Origin of the sequence: Chryseobacterium sp. KACC 21268, assembly GCA_028736075.1 — a bacterium.
In the GTDB taxonomy this organism is placed as follows: domain Bacteria; phylum Bacteroidota; class Bacteroidia; order Flavobacteriales; family Weeksellaceae; genus Epilithonimonas.
The window spans coordinates 538504-557899 of sequence record CP117875.1 but is presented as its reverse complement, the minus strand read 5'-3'; the positions used below and the strand labels follow the sequence as shown (position 1 = coordinate 557899).

The following is a 19396-nucleotide window of genomic DNA, read 5'->3' as shown; positions in this document are numbered from 1 at the left end:
TCATAATTAATTTTTATAAAATAAAATGAAATTCTCAAAAAATATTACCAAAATTCTAGTTTTATCAATGTTTTTTATCCTCGCTTCTTGCTCTACGAGAGTGGTTTCACCTTCGAAACCGATGCAAGATAACTCATTGGATCTTTATAAAACTTACACCATCCAGACCAAGGATGCAAAATCTCAAAAAGTGGAAGTTTTGAAAGTAGATGCAACCAAGATCTACGGGAAAAACAAAGCGGGCGAAATGGTAGAAATTGAGAAAAGCGAGGTTAGGGAAATCAAAAAACCTGATTATTTGGTTTCTGCGATCATCGGGCTTGCAGCGATTGCAGCAGTTATTTTTATTCCGATTTAATCCAGAGCAATGCTCCGTTTTATCACGTCCAAAGGTCTAATTGTAAGAGTAATTCTTGCGATTGTTTTTATATATTTTTTTGGACTGATGTTGAAAATTACTTTAGACTACGTTCCCGTGAGTTCTAATGTAAGTTTTCTGATGATAAAACAAACCGAAGTCACTTCCCGACCGGAATATCTTTCCATTTTTTACGTACACGTTTACAGCAGTATTTTTGCTTTGATGGCAGGATTTATTGCTGTTTTTTTTGATAAGAAGTTGAAATATCTGCATCGGTTTTCTGGGCGGATCTATGTTTTTACAACCTTGCTTTTATCCTCATTATCAGGAGTTTACATCGGTGTTTTTGCTAATGGCGGATTGGTGGCGAAAGTGTCGTTTGTTATCCTCGGAATACTTTGGTTTTATACGACTTATAAATCCTATGTTGAAATCAGGAAAGGCAATATTCAGCAACATCAATTCTGGATGTGGCGCAGTTACGCATTGGCGCTTTCTGCAATTACATTGCGGATGTGGAAGGTAATTTTAGTATATTTATTCCATCCCAATCCGATGGATGTTTATCAAATTATTGCTTGGCTTGGGTGGGTTCCGAACTTATTATTTGTGGAATATTTAATCAAAAAACAAAATCGATGAAAAGAATTAATCTAATTTTCGCAAGTCTGTTTTTCGCCCTTGCAGTAATTTCTTGTAAGAAAGAAGAGAAATCAAACGAAAACATCAAAACCGATTCTTTGGTTTCTAAAAAAGAAGTGGAGCAGGAATTTCATAAAGAGTGGTACGGCATTTACACTGGCGAATTCAATACAAAGCGAAATTCAAGAGAATATGACAATGGAATAGAAGAATATAAAAGAATCTCTGTGAAGATCAACCGAATCACAAAAGACAGTGTTTACGGCTATTCTGTTGTGAATGGGAATCAAAGACCTTTCCAAGGCATTCTAAATGAAAATACATTGGGATTTGTTCTTGATGAGCCTGGAAATGATAAATCTGATGGAAGATTCCAATTGAAATTGAAACAAGATAGCTTGATTGGAGATTGGATCGCCTTTAATAAATCATCGGTCAAATCGCCTGAAAAAACTTTGAAACTGACAAGAAAAGAGTTTGCCTACAATCCAAATTTTATGCTTTCCAAGGATAATTCTGAAGAAAATGATTATGAAAATCCCGTGGATTGGAACGACGGAAAAGCAAAGAAAAATACATACGTAAACAATGAAGGCGAAACGCAAATTTCCGAACTTACTTTTTACAGAAGTGCTTCCGATAGTGTTTTCAAAATCAACGCCTCAAAGCAAAAACTGACTGAGAAAGATTTGAAAAACCTTAGAAAATTGGATCTTCAAATTATTAGAAATACGGTTTTTGCCCGTCACGGCTATTCATTCAAAAAGGAAACCTATCGCAGCTTTTTTGAAAATGCAGATTGGTATGTTCCAGTTTCAAACAATGTGGATGCAGACTTGACGCCACTTGAAAAAGAAAATGTTGCGCTGTTGGCTCGTTTCGAAAAGTATGCGGAAGACCATTACGACACTTTTGGGCGATAGGCTTTGCCTTCAATCAAGAATAAAACCACGCATCCCGCAAAATAACAAAGAATATCCAGCCAACTAAATGAATTTCCCAAGACAATCATCATCAACCGATTGTCTTTAAAACCGAGAACTTCGGCAAAGTGGAAATATTGTAGGAATTCTATCAAACAAGAGAAAATAAAGATGCCGATGATCAACTTTACAGGTTCAAAATCTAGGAATGCCTTGATGAAATAATACATTAGCATCACCACGAAAACGTCGCCCAGATAGGCTCTCACGAAAAACCAATCTTTGAGTTTGGTCGCAATCAGGATCTCTACTAAGAAAATGGCGATGGCAATCAGAAGGTTTTTTAGACTGAATTTAAAATTAGTTTTCACGGGAATAGTTTATAAATTATAACAAAAAATCGAGGAAATTATTACCTCGATTTTTTTATTTTTTCACTTTGATCGTACAACCAATCGCCACAGTTTTCTCCGTTTTCACGGCTTCATTTTTCAATAATTGATTCACCGCATCTTGCACATAAAACTCGGAAACATCGTTTGGATTTTCGTAATTGTTGTCGATTGCGCCGATGTATTTCACGATATTTTTTCCATTTTCTTTTTTCAGAATATAAACGTGAGGCGTTTTTGTAGCGCCATAGATTGGATAGATCTTCTGACCTTCGTCCACCAAATATGGGAATGTAAAACCTTTTTCCTTCGCTCTCGTCTGCATTTCTGCAAAACCGTCCTGAGGCTGTACCGTCGCATCGTTCGGATTGATTGCAATCACCGGATAACCTTTGCTTTTGAACATTTTGTCGAGCTCGATGATTCTGTCCTCGTACTTCTTCGCGTACGGACAACGGTTGCAAGTGAAAATCACGATAAAACCTTTCGCCGATTTGTAATCGCTGAGAGAAACCATTTTTCCATCAATGTTTTTCAATTTGAAATCTGTGGCTTCATCACCAACTTGATATCCGGAATTGATTTTTTTAATTGATGAAAAACTTAACAATCCTAAGATCATCATTAATCCAAACGAGAGATATTTTAATTTGTTCATAATGTTTTATTTTGATGATTTGTAATTTTTATCGATCGCGGTTTTCAATTCTTCAAGCGACATTTCGCCGTTGTTGAAGAACACTTTTTCTCCGTTTTTATAAAATAAAGTCACCGGAATTTCGCCTTCCCAATCTTTCTGGAATCTCGGGATCCAAGTGTTCATCCGCTTGACATCATCCAAAATCACAACTTCGGCGGTCAGGTTCTTGGTTTTTATAAAATTAAGGACTTTCTCTTTGTCTCTCGCCATATCAAGCGAAACTAAGAGCATTTTGAAATCCGGATTTTGGGAATATTCTTTGTTGATTTCGATGAAATGTGGCAGTTCCTTCACGCAAGGTGCGCAAGTGGTTGCCCAAAAATTGACCACTACAAACTTGTCTTTTGACTGTTGGAGATGTTTTTCCAGATCTTCATATTTGATTAATGAAACATCGCTTTGAACCTGCGCATTCATCATCAAAGGAAAAATCAGCAAAAGGAATTTTAATAAAATCTTCATACTCAAATTTAAAAATAGTTTTTGACACTTCCATCAAATTCTGTAAATCAATATCTTTGGAAAAAATAACTATGAAAAAACTTATTTTATTATTTGGAGTTCTCTTAAGCATTTTTGCGTACTCCCAAAATGAAGAAAAGAATGCAATTGAAGAGAAAGCCTATTTTCCCAAAGGTAATCAAGTATTCAGAACAATGATTTCTAAAAATATAAGAACGGACAAGATTTTGTCCAATGGAAATCAAAATATTCATTGCGAATTAACTTTTATAATTGATAGAGAAGGAAATATAACAGACGTCAAAGCTTTTGGTGATAATAAGGAATTCAATGACGAAGCAGTAAGTGCTATTTCACAAATTAAAGAAAAGTGGATTCCAGGAAAGATAAATGGAGTTGCTGTGAGATCTCGATATAAAGTTCCTTTAGATATGAAATTTGAGAATGATACACAACCAACCTATTTTAGAACTAACGAAGGATTCATACAAGAAGTTAAAGAAAAAATTTCTTTGAAGAAGATCAAAGAAAAAGAAAATATGTTTTGTGAGATTTCATTTGTTGTAGAAACAAACGGAAAGATTAGTAACATTAATGTAACTGGTGATAATGAATCTTTAAATAAAGAAGTGATTCGTGCAGTTTCAAAAATAAAAGGAAGATGGAACCCAGCAATAATAAATGGAGCTGTTGTAAGTCAAATTTTTAAATTACCATTAGAAATTAATGCAAGATAGATAAATCAATTCGGTTTGATTTTTGACAGTATTAGCTTTACATAACCATAAAATTTACTCCAATGAAAAAGTTATTAATATTCAGTTCGTTAGCATTATTGGCAACCAGCTGTATCCCAGACAAAGACAAGCGTGAACAGCGCAAAGACGATCACAGCGCAGAACATATGAGAAATGAAGGCGTGGATTCCGCATCACTTTCTACAGATTCTAATAAAGTTGATACGGTAGCGGTAAAAAAAGATTCAGCTAAATAAAGCCTATTTACCAATCATCTTCTTGATTGAATTCAGCTTCATCAAAGCTTCAATTGGCGTCAAAGTATTGATGTCAATTTTTGTGAGTTCTTCCCGGATGTTTTCCAAAACCGGATCATCCAATTGGAAGAACGAAAGCTGAAGATTCTCCTCGGTCACACGTTTTATTTTGTCACCAGATTCTTGGGTTGATCGGTTAGATTCCAAAGTTTTCAAGATCTCATTCGCACGATTCACCACTTTCGACGGCATTCCAGCCAGCTTTGCCACGTGGATTCCGAAACTATGTTCACTTCCGCCAGAAATCAATTTTCTTAAGAAAATAATTGTTCCTTTTGCTTCTTGGATGGAAACGTGGAAATTTTTGATTCTCTCAAAATTAATGGACATTTCGTTCAACTCGTGATAATGCGTTGCGAAAAGCGTTTTCGGTTGCGTTGGATGTTGATGGAGATATTCTGCAATTGCCCAAGCGATGGAAACACCGTCGTAAGTGGAAGTTCCACGCCCAATCTCATCAAGCAAGATCAAACTTCTGTCCGAGATATTATTAAGGATATTCGCGGCTTCATTCATTTCCACCATAAAAGTCGATTCGCCAGCAGAAAGATTATCCGACGCACCAACTCGGGTAAAAATTTTGTCTAAAGTTCCAATCTCAGCGTGTTTCGCTGGAACAAAACTTCCAATTTGAGCGAGCAAAGAAATGATCGCGGTTTGTCTTAAGATTGCTGATTTACCAGCCATATTCGGTCCGGTGACCATTATGATTTGTTGTGAATCTCTGTCCAGAAAAACATCATTCGGAATGTAAGATTCGCCAAGAGGTAAAGATTTTTCGATGATCGGATGTCGTCCTTCTTGGATATTGATGGAGAAAGAATCGTTGAGAATTGGTTTGGTGTAATTATCCTCAACCGACAATTCCGATAAACCAACCGCGCAATCCAATTCGCCAATCAATTTTGAATTTTCCTGCAACTGATCGATATAGATCATCACATTGTCGCAGACATTTCTGTAAAGTTTAAATTCAAGCGCGCTGATTTTATCCGTGGCACCAAGAATCTGAGTCTCGTATTCTTTAAGTTCTTCCGTGATGTAACGTTCGGCATTTACCAAAGTTTGTTTACGGATCCACTCAGCTGGAACTTTGTCTTTATGTGTATTTCGAACTTCGATGTAGTAACCAAAAACCCCGTTGAAATCGATTTTTAAACTTGTGATCCCGGTTCTTTCGATTTCGCGCTGGCACATCTCGTCCAAGAAACCGCGACCTTTACTTTGAATGTTTCTCAGATGGTCCAGTTCTTCGGAAATTTCTTCTCGGATGACATTGCCTTTGCTGATGTTAACGGGAAGTTCATCATTCAAATGATTCTTAATAAAATCAATTAGCTCATCAAGATTGATAATTGGGTCTAGCCAAGCCAAAACATTCGGAAATTTCAACAGTTTTGTTCTGATTTCCTGAATGTTAACAACCGATTGACGGAGATAACCTAATTCTTTCGGTGAAATCTTTTCGGCGGCCAATTTTCCAATTAATCTATCAAGGTCAGAAATGCCTTTCAACAGATCCTTGATGTCATATTTCAAAGCATCTTCTTTGTTCAGAAACTCGATGAGGTTGAGTCTTCTGTTGATATCGCCAATATTTTTAAGAGGAAGAATGATTCGTCTTCTCAACAATCTTCCACCCATTGGCGTAGATGTTTTGTCGATAATATCCAAAAGCGATTTTCCTTGCTGACTGGCAGAATAAACGATTTCCAGATTCCTTAGAGTGAAACCATCCATCATCAGATAATCATCTTGCGGAATCAAATTAATTCTTGTAATGTGTTGTAATAGTGCGTGGTGCGTATCCTCAACCAAATAAGCGAAGATGGCTCCAGCTGCAGTTACGCCCAATTTATGTTCCTCGATCCCGAAACCTTTCAAAGATTGCGTTTTGAAATGAGCAGTCAGTTTTTCGTAAGCATAAGGATATCGGAAAGCCCAGTCTTCTAGCTTGAAAGCACTTTTGTTTTTTAATTGACTCGGAAGTTCAGTCGTTCTTTGGTAGACAATTTCGCTTGGATCAAAAGTATGAACGATGTGAAGCAATTTTTCCAAGTTGCCTTCGCTCACGAGAAATTCTCCCGTGGAGACATCTACCAAAGCCAATCCGTATTTCTCTTTTTCTTTGTGAAGAGAAAGCAGGAAATTATTTTTCTTGGAACTCAAAACTTGATCGTTGAACGTCACGCCGGGTGTCACCAATTCTGTCACGCCACGTTTCACGATGCCTTTTACCGTTTTTGGATCTTCCAATTGGTCACAAATCGCAACACGCAATCCGGCTCTCACAAGTTTTGGCAAATAGGAATCCACTGAATGATGCGGAAATCCTGCCAACTCGATGTGACCTTCGCCATTGGCTCTTTTGGTCAAAACAATGCCCAAAATTTGAGACGTTCTGATTGCATCTTGGCCAAATGTCTCGTAGAAATCTCCCACGCGGAACAGCAAAAGTGCATCAGGATATCTTGCCTTGATGGTGTTGTATTGCGTCATTAAAGGAGTTTCTTTCTTAGCCAAAGTTCTGATTTTTAGAAGCGCTAAAATACGAATTAATTCAGAGATTATTTGGCTACGATCATTGTCATATTTGGAATTTTTAACTATTAATCACGTTCTTAATTAAAAGAAAATCAGAAATAATCCGTTTAATTCTTAAATTTGGCTAATGAAAAATATTTATCTCCTCCTTATATCGTTTTCTCTGATAAGCTGTTACACCTACAAAGTCAAGACAGAAAGTGATGAAAAACCTCAAGAAACTAAAAAACCGCCTGTAAAACCAGATGTGGCGGTAGGAAAAGTGACCGCAGCAAGGGCAAATATGGAATTTTCGCAGAGGAATAGAAGCTCCACTGGTAACAAACCAAACCAGCCACAGGGTATTCAGGAAAAACTGGAAGCCAACAAATACTTCAAAATCGACGTCGGCGGAAAACCATATAAGATCCAAGTGGACAAATGGGAAAGCGACACGTTGGTCGCTCACGTGATCCACAAACCAAAAAAGGTACTTAAGTTTCATAAGAACCAGATCGATCAATCCACGATTGCAGAAAGACGTTTTTCCAACCGAACAGCCGATATCATCACCGTTGTGGCTTACGCCTCTGTCGGTGTGGGAATATATATGTTGATCAAGTAATTGTTTAGACTTGTAATTCTGTTTTAGTAAATTTAAGCAACTGTTTAATTTTATATCGGAATCATAAATAATATCAGTTAAAATTTATTTATAGTTATTTTAAATAGTCTCATATTTGTATGATCAAAAGTCGAAATGGAAGATACTTCTTTGGCTTTTGAATATAATCTATTGATTTACAATGAAAATCGAACAAATATATACAGGCTGTCTTGCACAAGGAGCCTATTACATTGTTTCTGGGAACGAAGCAGCGATCATTGATCCGTTGAGAGAGATCAAACCTTATTTAGAACGCTTGGAAAAAGACCAGGTCAAACTCAAATATATTTTTGAAACCCATTTTCACGCTGATTTTGTTTCCGGACATCTGGATCTATCCAAAAAAACAGATGCACCTATCGTTTACGGACCAACGGCAAAACCGGAATTCGAAGCGATCATTGCAACAGATGAACAGATTTTCGAGATCGGAAAAATCAAAATAAAAGTCCTTCACACGCCAGGTCACACGTTGGAAAGTTCAACTTATCTTCTGATTGACGAAAATGGAAAAGAAACGGCCATATTCTCTGGCGACACCTTGTTTTTAGGTGATGTAGGAAGACCAGATCTTGCTCAGAAATCTGGCGAGATCACTGAAAGAGATCTAGCAGGAATGTTGTACGAAAGTCTTCACAGCAAGATCTTACCTTTGGATGATTCCATCACTGTTTATCCAGCGCACGGTGCTGGTTCTGCTTGTGGGAAGAATATGCAGAAAGAAACGGTAGATACTTTGGGAAATCAAAAAAGAACCAATTACGCGCTGAATCAGCCAACCAAAGAGAGTTTTATCGATGAGGTTTTGGATGGTTTGACAGCACCTCCAAAATATTTCGGGATGAATGTAGCACTGAACAAAGGTGGCTACGAAAGTTTTGAAAAAGTTCTAAAAAAGGGAAATAACCCCATCGCAGTAGAAGATTTTGAGATTGCAGTTGAAGAAACTGGAGCATTGATCTTGGATACAAGAAGTGCGGCAGATTTCCATAAAGGTTTTGTGCCAAATTCAATAAACATCGGGATCAAAGGTGATTTTGCGCCTTGGGTTGGAGCGATGATTGTGGATGTGCAACAGCCGATTATTCTGGTTTCAGATCTGGGAACTGAAGAAGAAGTGATCACAAGACTTAGCCGAGTTGGATTTGATAACGTGGTCGGATTCTTGGACGGTGGCTTTGAAAGCTGGAAGAATTCTGGAAAAGAAATCGATGAGGTCAAGAGGATTTCTGCAGAACAGTTTGTTTCAGAATATTCTGAAGGTCAGAAAGTTATTGACGTAAGAAAAGAAACAGAGTACGAAGCAGAGCACATCGATGAGGCATACAGCAAGCCTTTGGCCTATATCAATGATTGGGTAGGCGCAATTGACAATTCTGAGCATTTTTACATCCATTGTGCTGGTGGTTACAGAAGTATGATCGCGGCAAGTATTTTGCAATCAAGAGGTTATCGTAATTTTACAGAAGTGCAAGGTGGTTTTAATGAAATAAAAAAATTCGAAAAAGTGCCGACGAGCAATTTTGTTTGTCAGACCAAGACGCTTTAAATGATTATTGCACGGATTTTGGTGAATCACTAAAGTGTAACCTCTAAATCTAAGAAAATGTCACAAAAATTTCAAGAACTCATTCAATCCGAACGCCCGGTTCTCATTGACTTTTTTGCCACTTGGTGTCAGCCTTGCAAAGTGCAATCTTCAGTACTGAATTCTGTAAAAGAGCAAGTTGGCGAGAAAGCCAGAATTGTTAAAATTGACATCGACCAATTTCCGTCCATCGCCAATCAGTATAATGTGCGAGGTGTTCCGACTTTAGCGGTCTTCAAAAATGGAGAAATGCTTTGGAAAGAAAGCGGCGTTCACGATGTGAATTCTTTGGTTGGCGTGTTGGAGCAGTATTCTAATTGATTATAATATTTCCACTCGAATCATAATTAAAAGTCCAAGCCTGTTCTGAATTTGATATAATACTTCCTGCCTCATTATATTTAACTTCTGTGTATTTTCTAAAATTATTTTTAGAGATTGATCTATAAAAATATTCATCCAACAAATAAAATCTTTTAAAAGGATTAATAGAATTATCATAATCTCCAAAAGTCCTGACTATTTTTATTCCTTTATTGATGCCATCGTGTTGTTCAAAGTATTCCGATTTTGTCAAATTTCCATTTGTGTCATAATAGAATTTTTCCAGATAAGTTTCTATATAATCATCTGGTGGATAGTATGGCAGGTTTGGTAATGTTGTAGAGATTTCCACAACTTTATTGTTAGTATATTTAAATGTATGTTTTTCATCACGATAACTACCATAATAAGTATTGGGAACTTCCTTTTGTATAATTTGATTGTTATCTATTGTATAATATTTAGAGTTTTTAGGAACTGTAAAGTCGGGAGAAGATGAGAAGTTTCCTACAGTGACTTTATTATTTATATAAGTTAAAGTTGTATAAATTTTATCTGTAAAAAAGCCATTATATCCGCTAGAACCGGAAACAGATAAAAAGCCTCCTGTTTTTTTAATTAAACGTTTGTTGTTATCGTATTGAAAGTAAAAGCTTAATTCAGAGTTATTGTAAGGTAAAGAATTTGGGTATAATATAAGACTCATTTTTGTAATCAGAGCATCATCATTTTGTGTTTGTTCTTTATCATCATCTCTGGAACAAGAAAATAAAATGAAAATTGAATACAACAATGTAAATATTTTTTTCATATTTGATATTTTCGCAAAACTACAATTTAATTTTAAACTCATCTCTCTCCGCCAAAAACGGAAACTTGGTCCGAAATTCCTTTAGTTCTTCCAAATTCCATTCAGAAAGAACAATATTATTTTCTCCTTTTGAAATTTCTTTTCCATCAGGGAAATAGACCAACGAACTTTCTTCATAATCATTTTTGTAACCATCAATTCCAATTCTATTCAATCCAAAAAGAAAAGATTGGTTTTCGATAGAACGTGCTTTTAACAAAGATTTCCAAGCTTCAACTCTGGAACTTGGCCAATTCGCAACATACAGAATCGCGTCGTAATCATCTTGATTTCTGGAAAAAACTGGGAAACGCAAGTCAAAACAAACCTGCAAAAGAATCCTGAAACCTTTGTATTCAACGATTTTTCTTTCTGTTCCGGCTGTATAGATCTTATCTTCACCAGAGTAGGAAAACAAATGTCTTTTGTCGTAGTATTCAAAATTCCCATCCGGAAAAACAAAGTAGAACCGGTTGTAGAATTTCCCATTCTCTTCCACAGACCCGCTTCCAGCAACAGCACAATTTTTTGATTTGGCGAAGGATTTCATCCAGGTCAAAGTTTCCAAATGTCGGTCCGCCACTTCCTCAGCTTCCATACAGAATCCTGTCGAAAACATTTCTGGAAGCAGAAAAATATCAGCTTTTGTATACAAAAATTTATTTTCTATCGTTCTGAAATTCTGTTCTTTAGCCTTCCAAGCGATATCCAAGTTTAAACCTGCGATTTTGAGTATTGACATATCTTCACTATTAATAATGCAATTTATTAATTTATAATTCGTTTCTATCATTTGAATCAAGATTTCAAGCTTAACATCGCACATAGTGATTTATCATAATGAAATCTTAATAAAAAGCGTCCATAAATTGTCATTTTGAGTTAAAGTTTCCTAAAGAACTGTTAAAAGCTACTGCAATAACTTATTGAAAATGATATAATTGTAATTTTGCACCACTAAAAAATAAAAGAAATATCATTAATTTATGAAGAAATTCCCATTATTATTAGGATTGTTTTATTTGATCACAACCTCTTTTTTTCCAGCGAGCTCCGAGAATCTTTCTCCATCTCCAATGACAATCAAAGAAATAAAACTTAGTCCTAAAAAGAATTTCTCACCAGTGAATGAAGCGGAAGAAGTGTACAACAATCTACAGTTTGAAGGAGAAAAATTGAATTTTGAAGTCTTTGAAAAAGCATTTTTAGGATTCCAAAATTTGAAAAGATCCGGCAAACTGGAACAGACATCGAAAGTGCTTTCGATCTGTGATTTCAGCTTGTCTTCCAACAGAAAACGCCTTTGGGTGATCGATACTGGAGAGAAAAAAATACTGTTCAATTCCCTGGTAGCCCACGGAAAAGGAACAGGTGAAGAGTTTGCAATGAATTTTTCCAACACGGAGGATTCGCACCAGTCAAGTCTCGGATTCTACGTCACAGAGCAGACTTACAACGGAGACAACGGCTATTCCTTGAGATTGTTCGGAATGGACAAAGGGTACAATGATGCGGCACTGGAAAGATGCATCGTGATGCACGGCGCAAAGTACGTGAGTGAGGATTTTATCAAAGCTGAAAAGCGATTGGGGAGAAGTTGGGGATGTCCCGCAGTTCCTAGAGAATTGGCGCAACCCATCATCAACACGATAAAAAACAGAACTTGTCTCTTTATCTATTATCCAGATCAAAATTATCTTTCGAGCTCACAATGGCTGAAAGGAAACGAACAAAAAGACCAGATCTTAGGTTCTCCGGAACAGAAAATGGCAACGAATTAAGTAAAAAGTAAAGGAAAGAAAAAATCCCTTCAGAAAGACTCTGAAGGGATTTTTGTTTATGTTAAGGATTCTTTACCAACAAACGGAAACCTTCTCCGTGAACGTTGATGATCTCTAGTCCATCGTCGTCCTTCAATAGTTTTCTCAGCTTTGCGATATAAACATCCATACTTCTTGCGGTGAAGTAATTTTCTTTTTTCCAGATCTTTCTCAATGCAAGATCTCTTGGCATAAAGTCGTTTCTATGGATACAAAGCAATTTCAGAAGTTCGTTTTCTTTTGGCGATAATTTGTAATCATTCTCATTGACTCTTAATTGTCTAAGCATCGAGTCGAAGAAGATATTGCTGATCTTGAATTGTTCCTGATCTTCGTTTTCCAAAACGGCACTTCTTTGTAGAATTGCTTTGATTTTATAAAGAAGTAGCTCCGTATCAAATGGTTTCGTGATGTAGTCATCTGCTCCGATCTGATAACCTTTCAATATATCCTCACGCAAGTTTCTCGCAGTCAGGAAAATAATCGGTGTGTTTTTATCGATTTTTTTCACATCTTCTGCCAAAGAAAATCCATCTTTTTTCGGCATCATCACATCAAAGATGCAGATGTCAAATTCTTTTTCTGTGAACTCTTTCAGTCCCATTTCTCCGTCGGTCGCCAGGGTAACCTCGAAGTTGTTTATCGTAAGGTAATCTTTCAGAACTGCACCAAAACTCTGGTCGTCTTCTACTAATAATATTCTATTGCTCATATTTTTAATTTTACTTTGATTAATAATTGATTTGAGATAAATGATATTTGATTTTTAGAATTGTTTATCAAGCTTCATTTATTGTTTATATTCTAAACCATTGGCAATTTTATGGTAAACGTACTTCCTTTTCCTTTATGAGAATCTACGGAAATTTGACCTTTGTGGATCTCAATGATCTTCTTTACATATGACAATCCAAGACCTTGCCCTTTTACATTGTGGATATTTCCCGTTTCCTCTCGGAAGAATTTTTCAAAAATCTTTGTTTTATTGGTGCCATCCATTCCCATTCCTTTATCAGAAATTTCGATGACGTAGAAGTTGCCTTCGTTTCGTGTGCTGACTCTTATTTCTGGCGTTTCTGGTGAGTATTTATTCGCATTGTCCAAAAGATTGATCAAGGCATTCGAGATGTGAAATTCATCCACCAGAAAATTATATTTGGTTGCGTTAAAGTCCGTTGTCAAAGTGCCGTTTCGCTGGTCCACAATCAGGCGGAAAGATTCTGCCACGTCTTTTATCAGTTGTCTCACATTGGTTTCTTTCAAATGGAGAGGCATTTCGTTTCGTTCTAATTTGGACATATTCAGCACAGTTTCCACCTGCTTTTTCATTCTGAGATTTTCTTGCTTTATCAATCCGGAGTAGTATTTCACTTTATCAGGATTGGTCGCGATCTTATCATTGGCCAAAGAATCTGCCGCTACGGAAATGGTTGCCAAAGGCGTTTTGAACTCGTGCGACATATTATTGATGAAATCCGTTTTGATTTCCGCGATTTTCTTCTGACGCATCATATAATTAATGGAAATAATATAGATCCCAAGAATCGTCAACAATGAGATGAAGGTTCCCAAAAGCATTGGCAAATTGTGCTTCACCAAAGAGTAATCTTTTCTCGGGAAAACGATGGCCAAGGTGTAAAGCGTTCTGTCTTTGCTGTCTGTGAAAAGCGGATAGGTGTAATTGGTCTTATCTTTTTGATCGAGATAGATATTATTTGCAACCGTCGTCAATTTGTTGGTTTTATTGATGACGCCGTAACCAAATTTGGTGTCAATTCCTTTGAGTCTCAATTCTTTGGAGATCACGGAGTCTATGGTTTTGCTATCGACTCTTTTTTCAATTGGTAGATTCGTTGCGCTCAACCTCGCAAACTCCTTCATTTGGAAAGAATTATTATCGATGTCCCTACTGATGTTGGTTGTAAGCGGTTCTGGTGAGTTTCTTTTCAGCTTCAATTGACCTTCGTCTTTGTAGAGTTTCGTGGTATAAAGCGTATCGCCTTTTGCAGAAACCGGAATATTCTGCTTTTCTACAATGCTCGTTTGAAATAGAATATTAGAACGGTTTGCCGAATCTGAACTTTGCTGGATATAAGTCTTTGTAGGTTGATTAGCCGATGCCAAAACTTCTTTCCCAACGCCGCCATAGGTCTCATTCCAATATTTGTTGACCTCGATCTGATTTACTTTTTGAGTCGAAGTTTCTAATGCGGAATAGACTTTGTTGGAGAAATCCTGCTCAAGCGACGTATATAATTCTTTAATCCAATACAACTGTAAAGAGACAAAAACGATCAACGAGATTGTCATAAATACAGAAATAATCGGAATGAATTTGTTGTTCATAAGTTGTTTTAAGTTTGAAAAGTTAAAATTACTGATTTTAAGAATGTCGCGATAAAAAATCACGTTTGAAATTATTAAATTTTTCTTAAAATCAACGTATTTAACATTTTTTTGTGAATAATCAAATATGTTGCCATAAGAAAAGTTTGGTGTGATTTTTTATGATTAAGTTTATAAAATAGATAACGTTATGAATTCAGAGATTATTTTCAACAGCGATTTAGATTCTGCAACGGCTTATATTTCTAAGATTTATGAAGCAGACGTGACAGAACTTTGGGATTATTTTACCCAACCCGAATTGATAGACCAATGGTGGGCGCCAAAACCGTGGAAATGCGAAACCGAAAAAATGGATTTCCGAGAAGGTGGAAATTGGCTGTACGCAATGGTCGGACCAGAAGGAGAAAAGGAATTTGCCATCGCAAACTTTGGCGAAATAATGCCTCACAGAAGTATCTCGTGGACAGATGCTTTCGCTGATGACAAAGGTAAAGTGAAAACCGACTTACCACAAACCACTTGGCTGATTGGCTTCACAGGAATCGACGAAGGTACAAGAATGACCTTCAATCTGCATTTCAATTCCAAAGAAGAATTGAATCAAATTGTAGAAATGGGCTTTGAAGAAGGCTTCAAAATGGGATTGAATCAGTTGGAAGATTTACTGTCAAAGAATTAAAATTACGCCCTTCAGAATTGGTGAAATAATTTTAATTCTTACTCCAAATCAATCTCTTCATCCTGAAAATACTGAATAATCGCTTTTTTCATCAAGAGCGATTGTTCGTTTGGTTTCAATTCTGGCAAATCATCGAGTTTGTCATAATGAGGCCAGCCGTCTTCATAATGCGTGAATTTATAATAACCAAAAGGTTCCAACAATCTGCAGACCGCGATGTGCAAAAGATTGACCTTGTCGTCTTTTGTGAATTTCTGCTGTCCGCTTCCTAATTCCTGAACACCAATGATGAACAATAAGGTATCAATTGGCGGATTTTTTTCGGTTTGAAAATTAACTTCAAAAAACCGTTCTACTTTTTTCCAGATTTCTGCTTCGCTCATAATTAATTTTTTAAACCTTCAACTTTAAATAAAAACGCGTATTCCAAGGCAATTTCTTTTAAACTTTCAAATCGTCCGCTCGCACCACCGTGACCAGAACTCATATCGGTTTTGAAAATCAGAATGTTGTCATCCGTCTTCAATTCTCTCAATTTCGCGGTCCATTTTGCGGGTTCCCAATATTGAACCTGAGAATCGTGAAATCCTGTTGTGATTAAGATGTTAGGATAATTTTTCGCTTCTACATTATCGTAAGGCGAATAGGATTTCATATAATCATAATATGCCGACTCATTCGGATTTCCCCATTCGTCGTATTCTCCGGTTGTCAAAGGAATCGTGTCATCCAACATCGTCGAAACTACGTCCACGAAAGGAACTTGCGCCACAATCCCGTTGAAAAGTTCCGGATTGTAATTCATCACTGCACCAACCAAAAGTCCGCCAGCGCTTCCGCCCATTGCGTAAAGGTGTTTTGGAGACGTGTAATTTTCTGATATTAAGTATTTTGCAGAATCAATGAAATCAAAAAACGTATTCTTTTTCTGAAGCATTTTTCCGTCTTCGTACCATTCTCTGCCAAGATATTCTCCGCCTCGGATGTGTGCGATGGCGTAGATGTAACCGCGGTCAAGCAAGGTCAATCTTACGCTGGAAAAGCTCGCATCCACCGTGTGACCGTAGCTTCCGTAGCCGTAGAGTAGAAGTGGCGTGTTTTCGGATTTTGGTGTGTCTTTGTGATAGACCAATGAAATCGGAACTTTTTTTCCATCTCTCGCCGTTGCCCAGATTCTCTCTGAGATATAATTTTCTTTGTGGAATCTCCCGCCCAAAACTTCCTGTTCCTTAAGAAGTTTGGTGGTTTTTTCCTTCATATCGTATTCGTAAGTCGAAGCGGGTTTTGTCAAAGACGTGTAGCCGAAACGCAATTTTTCGGTGTCAAATTCCATATTCGTTCCGATGTACGCGGTGTAAGTCGGGTCGGAAAATGGCAGATAATGCGAATCTCCGGTTTTACTTTCAATAATTTTGATTTGAAGAAGTCCGCTTTCCCGTTCTTCCAAAACGAAATATTCATTAAAAATCTCAAAGCCTTCCAACAGTACATTTTCTCTGTGCGGAATAAAATCTTCCCAGTTTTCAATCGAAGGATTCTCTACTTTCGTTTTCACAATTTTAAAGTTGGTCGAATCGTCCGCATTTGTGATGATGTAAAAATCATCCTGATAATGCTCCACAGAATATTCCAAATCCTCAGTTCTCTCCTGAATGATTTTCCAATCTGCAAAAACATCATTGGAAGGAATGAATCTGTGCTCGTCTTCATTCGTGCTAGATGAAGAAATGAAAATGTAATCTAAAGTCTTGGTTTTATAAACATTAACATCAAAAGTCTCATCTTCCTCGTGGAAAATCAGAACGTCTTTTTCAGTTTCAGTTCCCAATTTGTGGCGATGGATTTGGAATGCTCTCAGACTTTCATCTTTTCTAATGTAAAAGACATAATTGTTGTCATTGGACCAAACTGCTTTTCCAGTCGTGTTGTCAATTTCGTCTCCGAAAATTTCGCCGGTTTTTAGATTCTTAAAGAAAATCTTATAAATTCTTCTCCCGACAACATCCGTTGAAAAAGATAGAATGTCATTATTAACGCTGATAGAAATGCTTCCAATATCAAAATAGTCATTTCCCTCAGCCAAAATATTCGCATCCAAAAGAATCTCTTCTTCATTCTCCAAGGTTTGAAACTTTCTTGAGAAAATCGGATATTCTTTCCCATCTTCATAACGGACGATGTACCAATATTGATTGAAAAAATAAGGCAAAGACTCATCATCCTTTTTGTAGCGGGATTTCATTTCCTCGTAAAGGTCATTCTGAAGGTCTTCCGTTTCCTTCATCACAAAATCTGTGTAGGCATTTTCTTCCTCCAGATATTTGATGACTTCGGGATTTTCTCTTTCATTCATCCAGAAATAAGGGTCGTTCCTTTGGTCGTTGTGAATTTCGAGAAGTTTTTCTATTTTTTTTGCTTTTGGAGCATTCATTCTACTTTTGATTTTTTTAACGCAAAGGCGCAATATTAAGTTAAAATATCAATGTTGAAAGTCGCCAACTTTCAGTGTATTTGATAGTTTGTTTTGTGACCTTGCGATATTTTTTCTAACTCAAATTTAAACAAAAAACCATCTTCTCAGAAAGAAGACGGTTTTGATTTATGTCAACAATAATTACTTATTGATGCTTTTGATATATTTTTCAATCGCCATTGTCATAGACGGCGTTTCTTTCGTTGGAGCCATCACGTTGACGGTCAATCCAGCTTCTTCTGCAGCCGCTTGGGTTGTGGTTCCGAAAACAGCGATCTTTGTGTCTTTCTGTTCAAACGTTGGGAAGTTGATCTTCAAAGATTTGATTCCTTGTGGGCTGAAGAAGACCAACATTTCGTAATCGTCGATATTAATATCTGTCAAATCACTCGCAACTGTTTTGTACATAATCGCTCTAGTCCAATCGATGTTTGAAGAGTCCAAAACCTTTGGAACTTCTGGCGTCAAGATATCAGATGATGGCAAAAGATACTTTTCGGATGGATGTTTTTTAAACAATGGCGCCAGGTCGGAAAAAGTCTTCTCGCCGAAGCTGATCTTTCTTTTTCTGTAAACGATGTGCTTCTGCAAATAGTTGGCAATCGCTTCGGACTGGCAGATGTAACGCATTGCATCCGGCACTGTGAATCTCATTTCCTCTGCTAATCGAAAATAATGATCGATCGCGTTTTTGCTTGTGAAAATAATGCCTGTGTACTGAGTAAGGTCGATTTTCTGCGTTCTCAGATCTTTCGCATCCACACCTTGAACGTGAATAAAAGGACGAAAATCAATTTTGATCTTCTCTTTCTTTGCGATCTCCAAATATGGCGAAGATTCGTTAGGTGCTGGTTGTGAAACTAAAATAGATTTGATTTTCATCTTAAAATGTGTGTGTTACATTTAATAAAATAAGAACTTCCAAAGTACCAATACGGGTACTATTTGAAGCGTGCAAATATACAAAAATTTATAATACCATTTTTCGGGTAAAATAGCTTGCTTATGAAAAATATAGATGAGGTTTTTCAATACGAACAAGGAAATTAGTACAATGATGATGACATAAAAATATTGTACCAGATCCAAAGGGTAGAAGTAGAGAGCAAATCCAGCGATGATGAGTCCGATAGTTTCCAGAAAATAGAACTTGCTGGATATCAGAGCTAAGCCTTTCAAGTTTTTCCCATCGCCAATGCTGTTATAAAATAAAAACGTGAGCACATTCTTGATAATGTCAAAAGAAATCACAGCTAAGAAGGCAAAACCAAACTTGTTGAGCTGAACGCCAAACAACTGAATGTCGGAAATGAACTTCGGAACGATAGGTACGAATTGAGACAACAGAACGGCGATCATCACGCTTCTCACAATGGAAATGATGATCCAAGACGGCGTCAAATTATTAGAATCCTCGATCTTCTGAGTCAAAAAATCCTTGATGTTTGCATCGCGGTTGAAAACAGATAGCACAATGATGTAGGCAAAAATACTCCCGAGAATACAATATACCACCCAATCGTTATGTTCTGCTATTCTTACCAAGCTTCAAATTTTTTGCAAAAATAAGAATTAGAAATTGTTATCGG

The 19396-nt window shown here is 36.8% G+C and carries 22 protein-coding genes; 10 read left to right on the top strand and 12 right to left on the bottom strand.

All coding sequences use genetic code 11. The annotated features are described in order from the left end of the window. The first annotated feature begins 25 nt into the window (after positions 1-25). From PQ459_02690 to PQ459_02680, 3 genes are read left to right on the top strand one after another with little or no spacing between them, the layout of a single operon-like run. Positions 26-358, top strand: a complete 333-nt coding sequence (locus PQ459_02690; protein ID WDF47402.1) for a bacteriophage spanin2 family protein — start codon at positions 26-28, stop codon at positions 356-358. Between the two features lie 9 nt (positions 359-367). After that, positions 368-1003 (top strand): DUF2306 domain-containing protein, encoded by a 636-nt coding sequence (locus PQ459_02685; protein ID WDF47401.1) that lies wholly within the window; start codon positions 368-370, stop codon positions 1001-1003. Then, positions 1000-1926 (top strand): YARHG domain-containing protein, encoded by a 927-nt coding sequence (locus tag PQ459_02680; protein ID WDF47400.1) that lies wholly within the window; start codon positions 1000-1002, stop codon positions 1924-1926. The genes PQ459_02685 and PQ459_02680 overlap by 4 nt, the downstream gene beginning before the upstream one ends. On the opposite strand, the gene PQ459_02675 is transcribed toward PQ459_02680, so the two are convergent. The 3 genes from PQ459_02675 to PQ459_02665 are packed head-to-tail and all read right to left on the bottom strand — an operon-like array spanning position 1905 to position 3480. Continuing rightward, on the bottom strand, positions 1905-2297 hold the full coding sequence (locus PQ459_02675) for a DUF2809 domain-containing protein (protein WDF47399.1): 393 nt from the start codon (positions 2295-2297) through the stop codon (positions 1905-1907). The genes PQ459_02680 and PQ459_02675 overlap by 22 nt on opposite strands. A gap of 55 nt (positions 2298-2352) precedes the next feature. Beyond that, positions 2353-2976: a thioredoxin family protein gene (locus PQ459_02670; GenBank protein ID WDF47398.1), complete on the bottom strand. Its 624-nt coding sequence runs from the start codon at positions 2974-2976 to the stop codon at positions 2353-2355. A 6-nt stretch (positions 2977-2982) separates the two neighbouring features. Next, on the bottom strand, positions 2983-3480 hold the full coding sequence (locus tag PQ459_02665; GenBank protein ID WDF47397.1) for a TlpA disulfide reductase family protein: 498 nt from the start codon (positions 3478-3480) through the stop codon (positions 2983-2985). Positions 3481-3551: 71 nt separating this feature from the next. Between PQ459_02665 and PQ459_02660 the strand changes: the two genes are divergently transcribed. Continuing rightward, positions 3552-4217 (top strand): energy transducer TonB, encoded by a 666-nt coding sequence (locus tag PQ459_02660; protein ID WDF47396.1) that lies wholly within the window; start codon positions 3552-3554, stop codon positions 4215-4217. A 62-nt stretch (positions 4218-4279) separates the two neighbouring features. After that, positions 4280-4474: a hypothetical protein gene (locus tag PQ459_02655; GenBank protein WDF47395.1), complete on the top strand. Its 195-nt coding sequence runs from the start codon at positions 4280-4282 to the stop codon at positions 4472-4474. 3 nt (positions 4475-4477) lie between these two features. Here the strand turns inward: PQ459_02655 and mutS are convergent, their stop codons facing one another. Then, positions 4478-7033: a DNA mismatch repair protein MutS gene (gene mutS / locus PQ459_02650; GenBank protein ID WDF48680.1), complete on the bottom strand. Its 2556-nt coding sequence runs from the start codon at positions 7031-7033 to the stop codon at positions 4478-4480. A gap of 172 nt (positions 7034-7205) precedes the next feature. Between mutS and PQ459_02645 the strand changes: the two genes are divergently transcribed. The 3 genes from PQ459_02645 to PQ459_02635 all read left to right on the top strand — a co-directional run bounded on the left by PQ459_02645 (position 7206) and on the right by PQ459_02635 (position 9633). Next, a complete protein-coding gene (locus tag PQ459_02645) occupies positions 7206-7682 on the top strand; it encodes a hypothetical protein (protein ID WDF47394.1) in 477 nt (158 codons plus the stop codon). A gap of 181 nt (positions 7683-7863) precedes the next feature. Then, on the top strand, positions 7864-9273 hold the full coding sequence (locus tag PQ459_02640; GenBank protein ID WDF47393.1) for an MBL fold metallo-hydrolase: 1410 nt from the start codon (positions 7864-7866) through the stop codon (positions 9271-9273). A gap of 57 nt (positions 9274-9330) precedes the next feature. Further along, complete coding sequence (locus PQ459_02635; GenBank protein WDF47392.1) at positions 9331-9633, top strand: thioredoxin family protein; 303 nt, start codon at positions 9331-9333, stop codon at positions 9631-9633. Here the strand turns inward: PQ459_02635 and PQ459_02630 are convergent. Further along, on the bottom strand, positions 9626-10447 hold the full coding sequence (locus PQ459_02630; protein WDF47391.1) for a hypothetical protein: 822 nt from the start codon (positions 10445-10447) through the stop codon (positions 9626-9628). The genes PQ459_02635 and PQ459_02630 overlap by 8 nt on opposite strands. 19 nt (positions 10448-10466) lie before the next feature. Continuing rightward, entirely contained in the window at positions 10467-11228 is a 762-nt protein-coding gene (locus PQ459_02625) for a nitrilase family protein (protein ID WDF47390.1), read from the bottom strand. A gap of 244 nt (positions 11229-11472) precedes the next feature. Here PQ459_02625 and PQ459_02620 point away from each other — a divergent pair, with 244 nt between their 5' ends. Continuing rightward, positions 11473-12267: a murein L,D-transpeptidase catalytic domain family protein gene (locus PQ459_02620; protein ID WDF47389.1), complete on the top strand. Its 795-nt coding sequence runs from the start codon at positions 11473-11475 to the stop codon at positions 12265-12267. Between the two features lie 61 nt (positions 12268-12328). Here PQ459_02620 and PQ459_02615 read toward each other — a convergent pair whose 3' ends face one another. Together PQ459_02615 and PQ459_02610 are read right to left on the bottom strand one after the other, a co-directional pair. Beyond that, positions 12329-13018, bottom strand: a complete 690-nt coding sequence (locus PQ459_02615) for a response regulator transcription factor (protein WDF47388.1) — start codon at positions 13016-13018, stop codon at positions 12329-12331. Positions 13019-13110: 92 nt separating this feature from the next. Continuing rightward, positions 13111-14652: a HAMP domain-containing sensor histidine kinase gene (locus PQ459_02610; protein ID WDF47387.1), complete on the bottom strand. Its 1542-nt coding sequence runs from the start codon at positions 14650-14652 to the stop codon at positions 13111-13113. Positions 14653-14842: 190 nt separating this feature from the next. Here PQ459_02610 and PQ459_02605 point away from each other — a divergent pair, with 190 nt between their 5' ends. Continuing rightward, entirely contained in the window at positions 14843-15334 is a 492-nt protein-coding gene (locus PQ459_02605; protein ID WDF47386.1) for an SRPBCC domain-containing protein, read from the top strand. Between the two features lie 38 nt (positions 15335-15372). Here PQ459_02605 and PQ459_02600 read toward each other — a convergent pair whose 3' ends face one another. From PQ459_02600 to PQ459_02585, 4 genes are all read right to left on the bottom strand, one after another. Continuing rightward, the gene (locus tag PQ459_02600; GenBank protein WDF47385.1) at positions 15373-15717 is read right to left on the bottom strand and encodes a hypothetical protein; all 345 of its coding nucleotides are present in this window, start codon (positions 15715-15717) and stop codon (positions 15373-15375) included. 2 nt (positions 15718-15719) lie between these two features. Next, positions 15720-17765: a S9 family peptidase gene (locus PQ459_02595; protein WDF47384.1), complete on the bottom strand. Its 2046-nt coding sequence runs from the start codon at positions 17763-17765 to the stop codon at positions 15720-15722. Positions 17766-17948: 183 nt separating this feature from the next. Continuing rightward, positions 17949-18689, bottom strand: a complete 741-nt coding sequence (locus tag PQ459_02590; protein WDF47383.1) for a uroporphyrinogen-III synthase — start codon at positions 18687-18689, stop codon at positions 17949-17951. A gap of 21 nt (positions 18690-18710) precedes the next feature. Beyond that, positions 18711-19352, bottom strand: a complete 642-nt coding sequence (locus PQ459_02585; protein WDF47382.1) for a DUF4271 domain-containing protein — start codon at positions 19350-19352, stop codon at positions 18711-18713. Positions 19353-19396 lie beyond the last annotated feature (44 nt).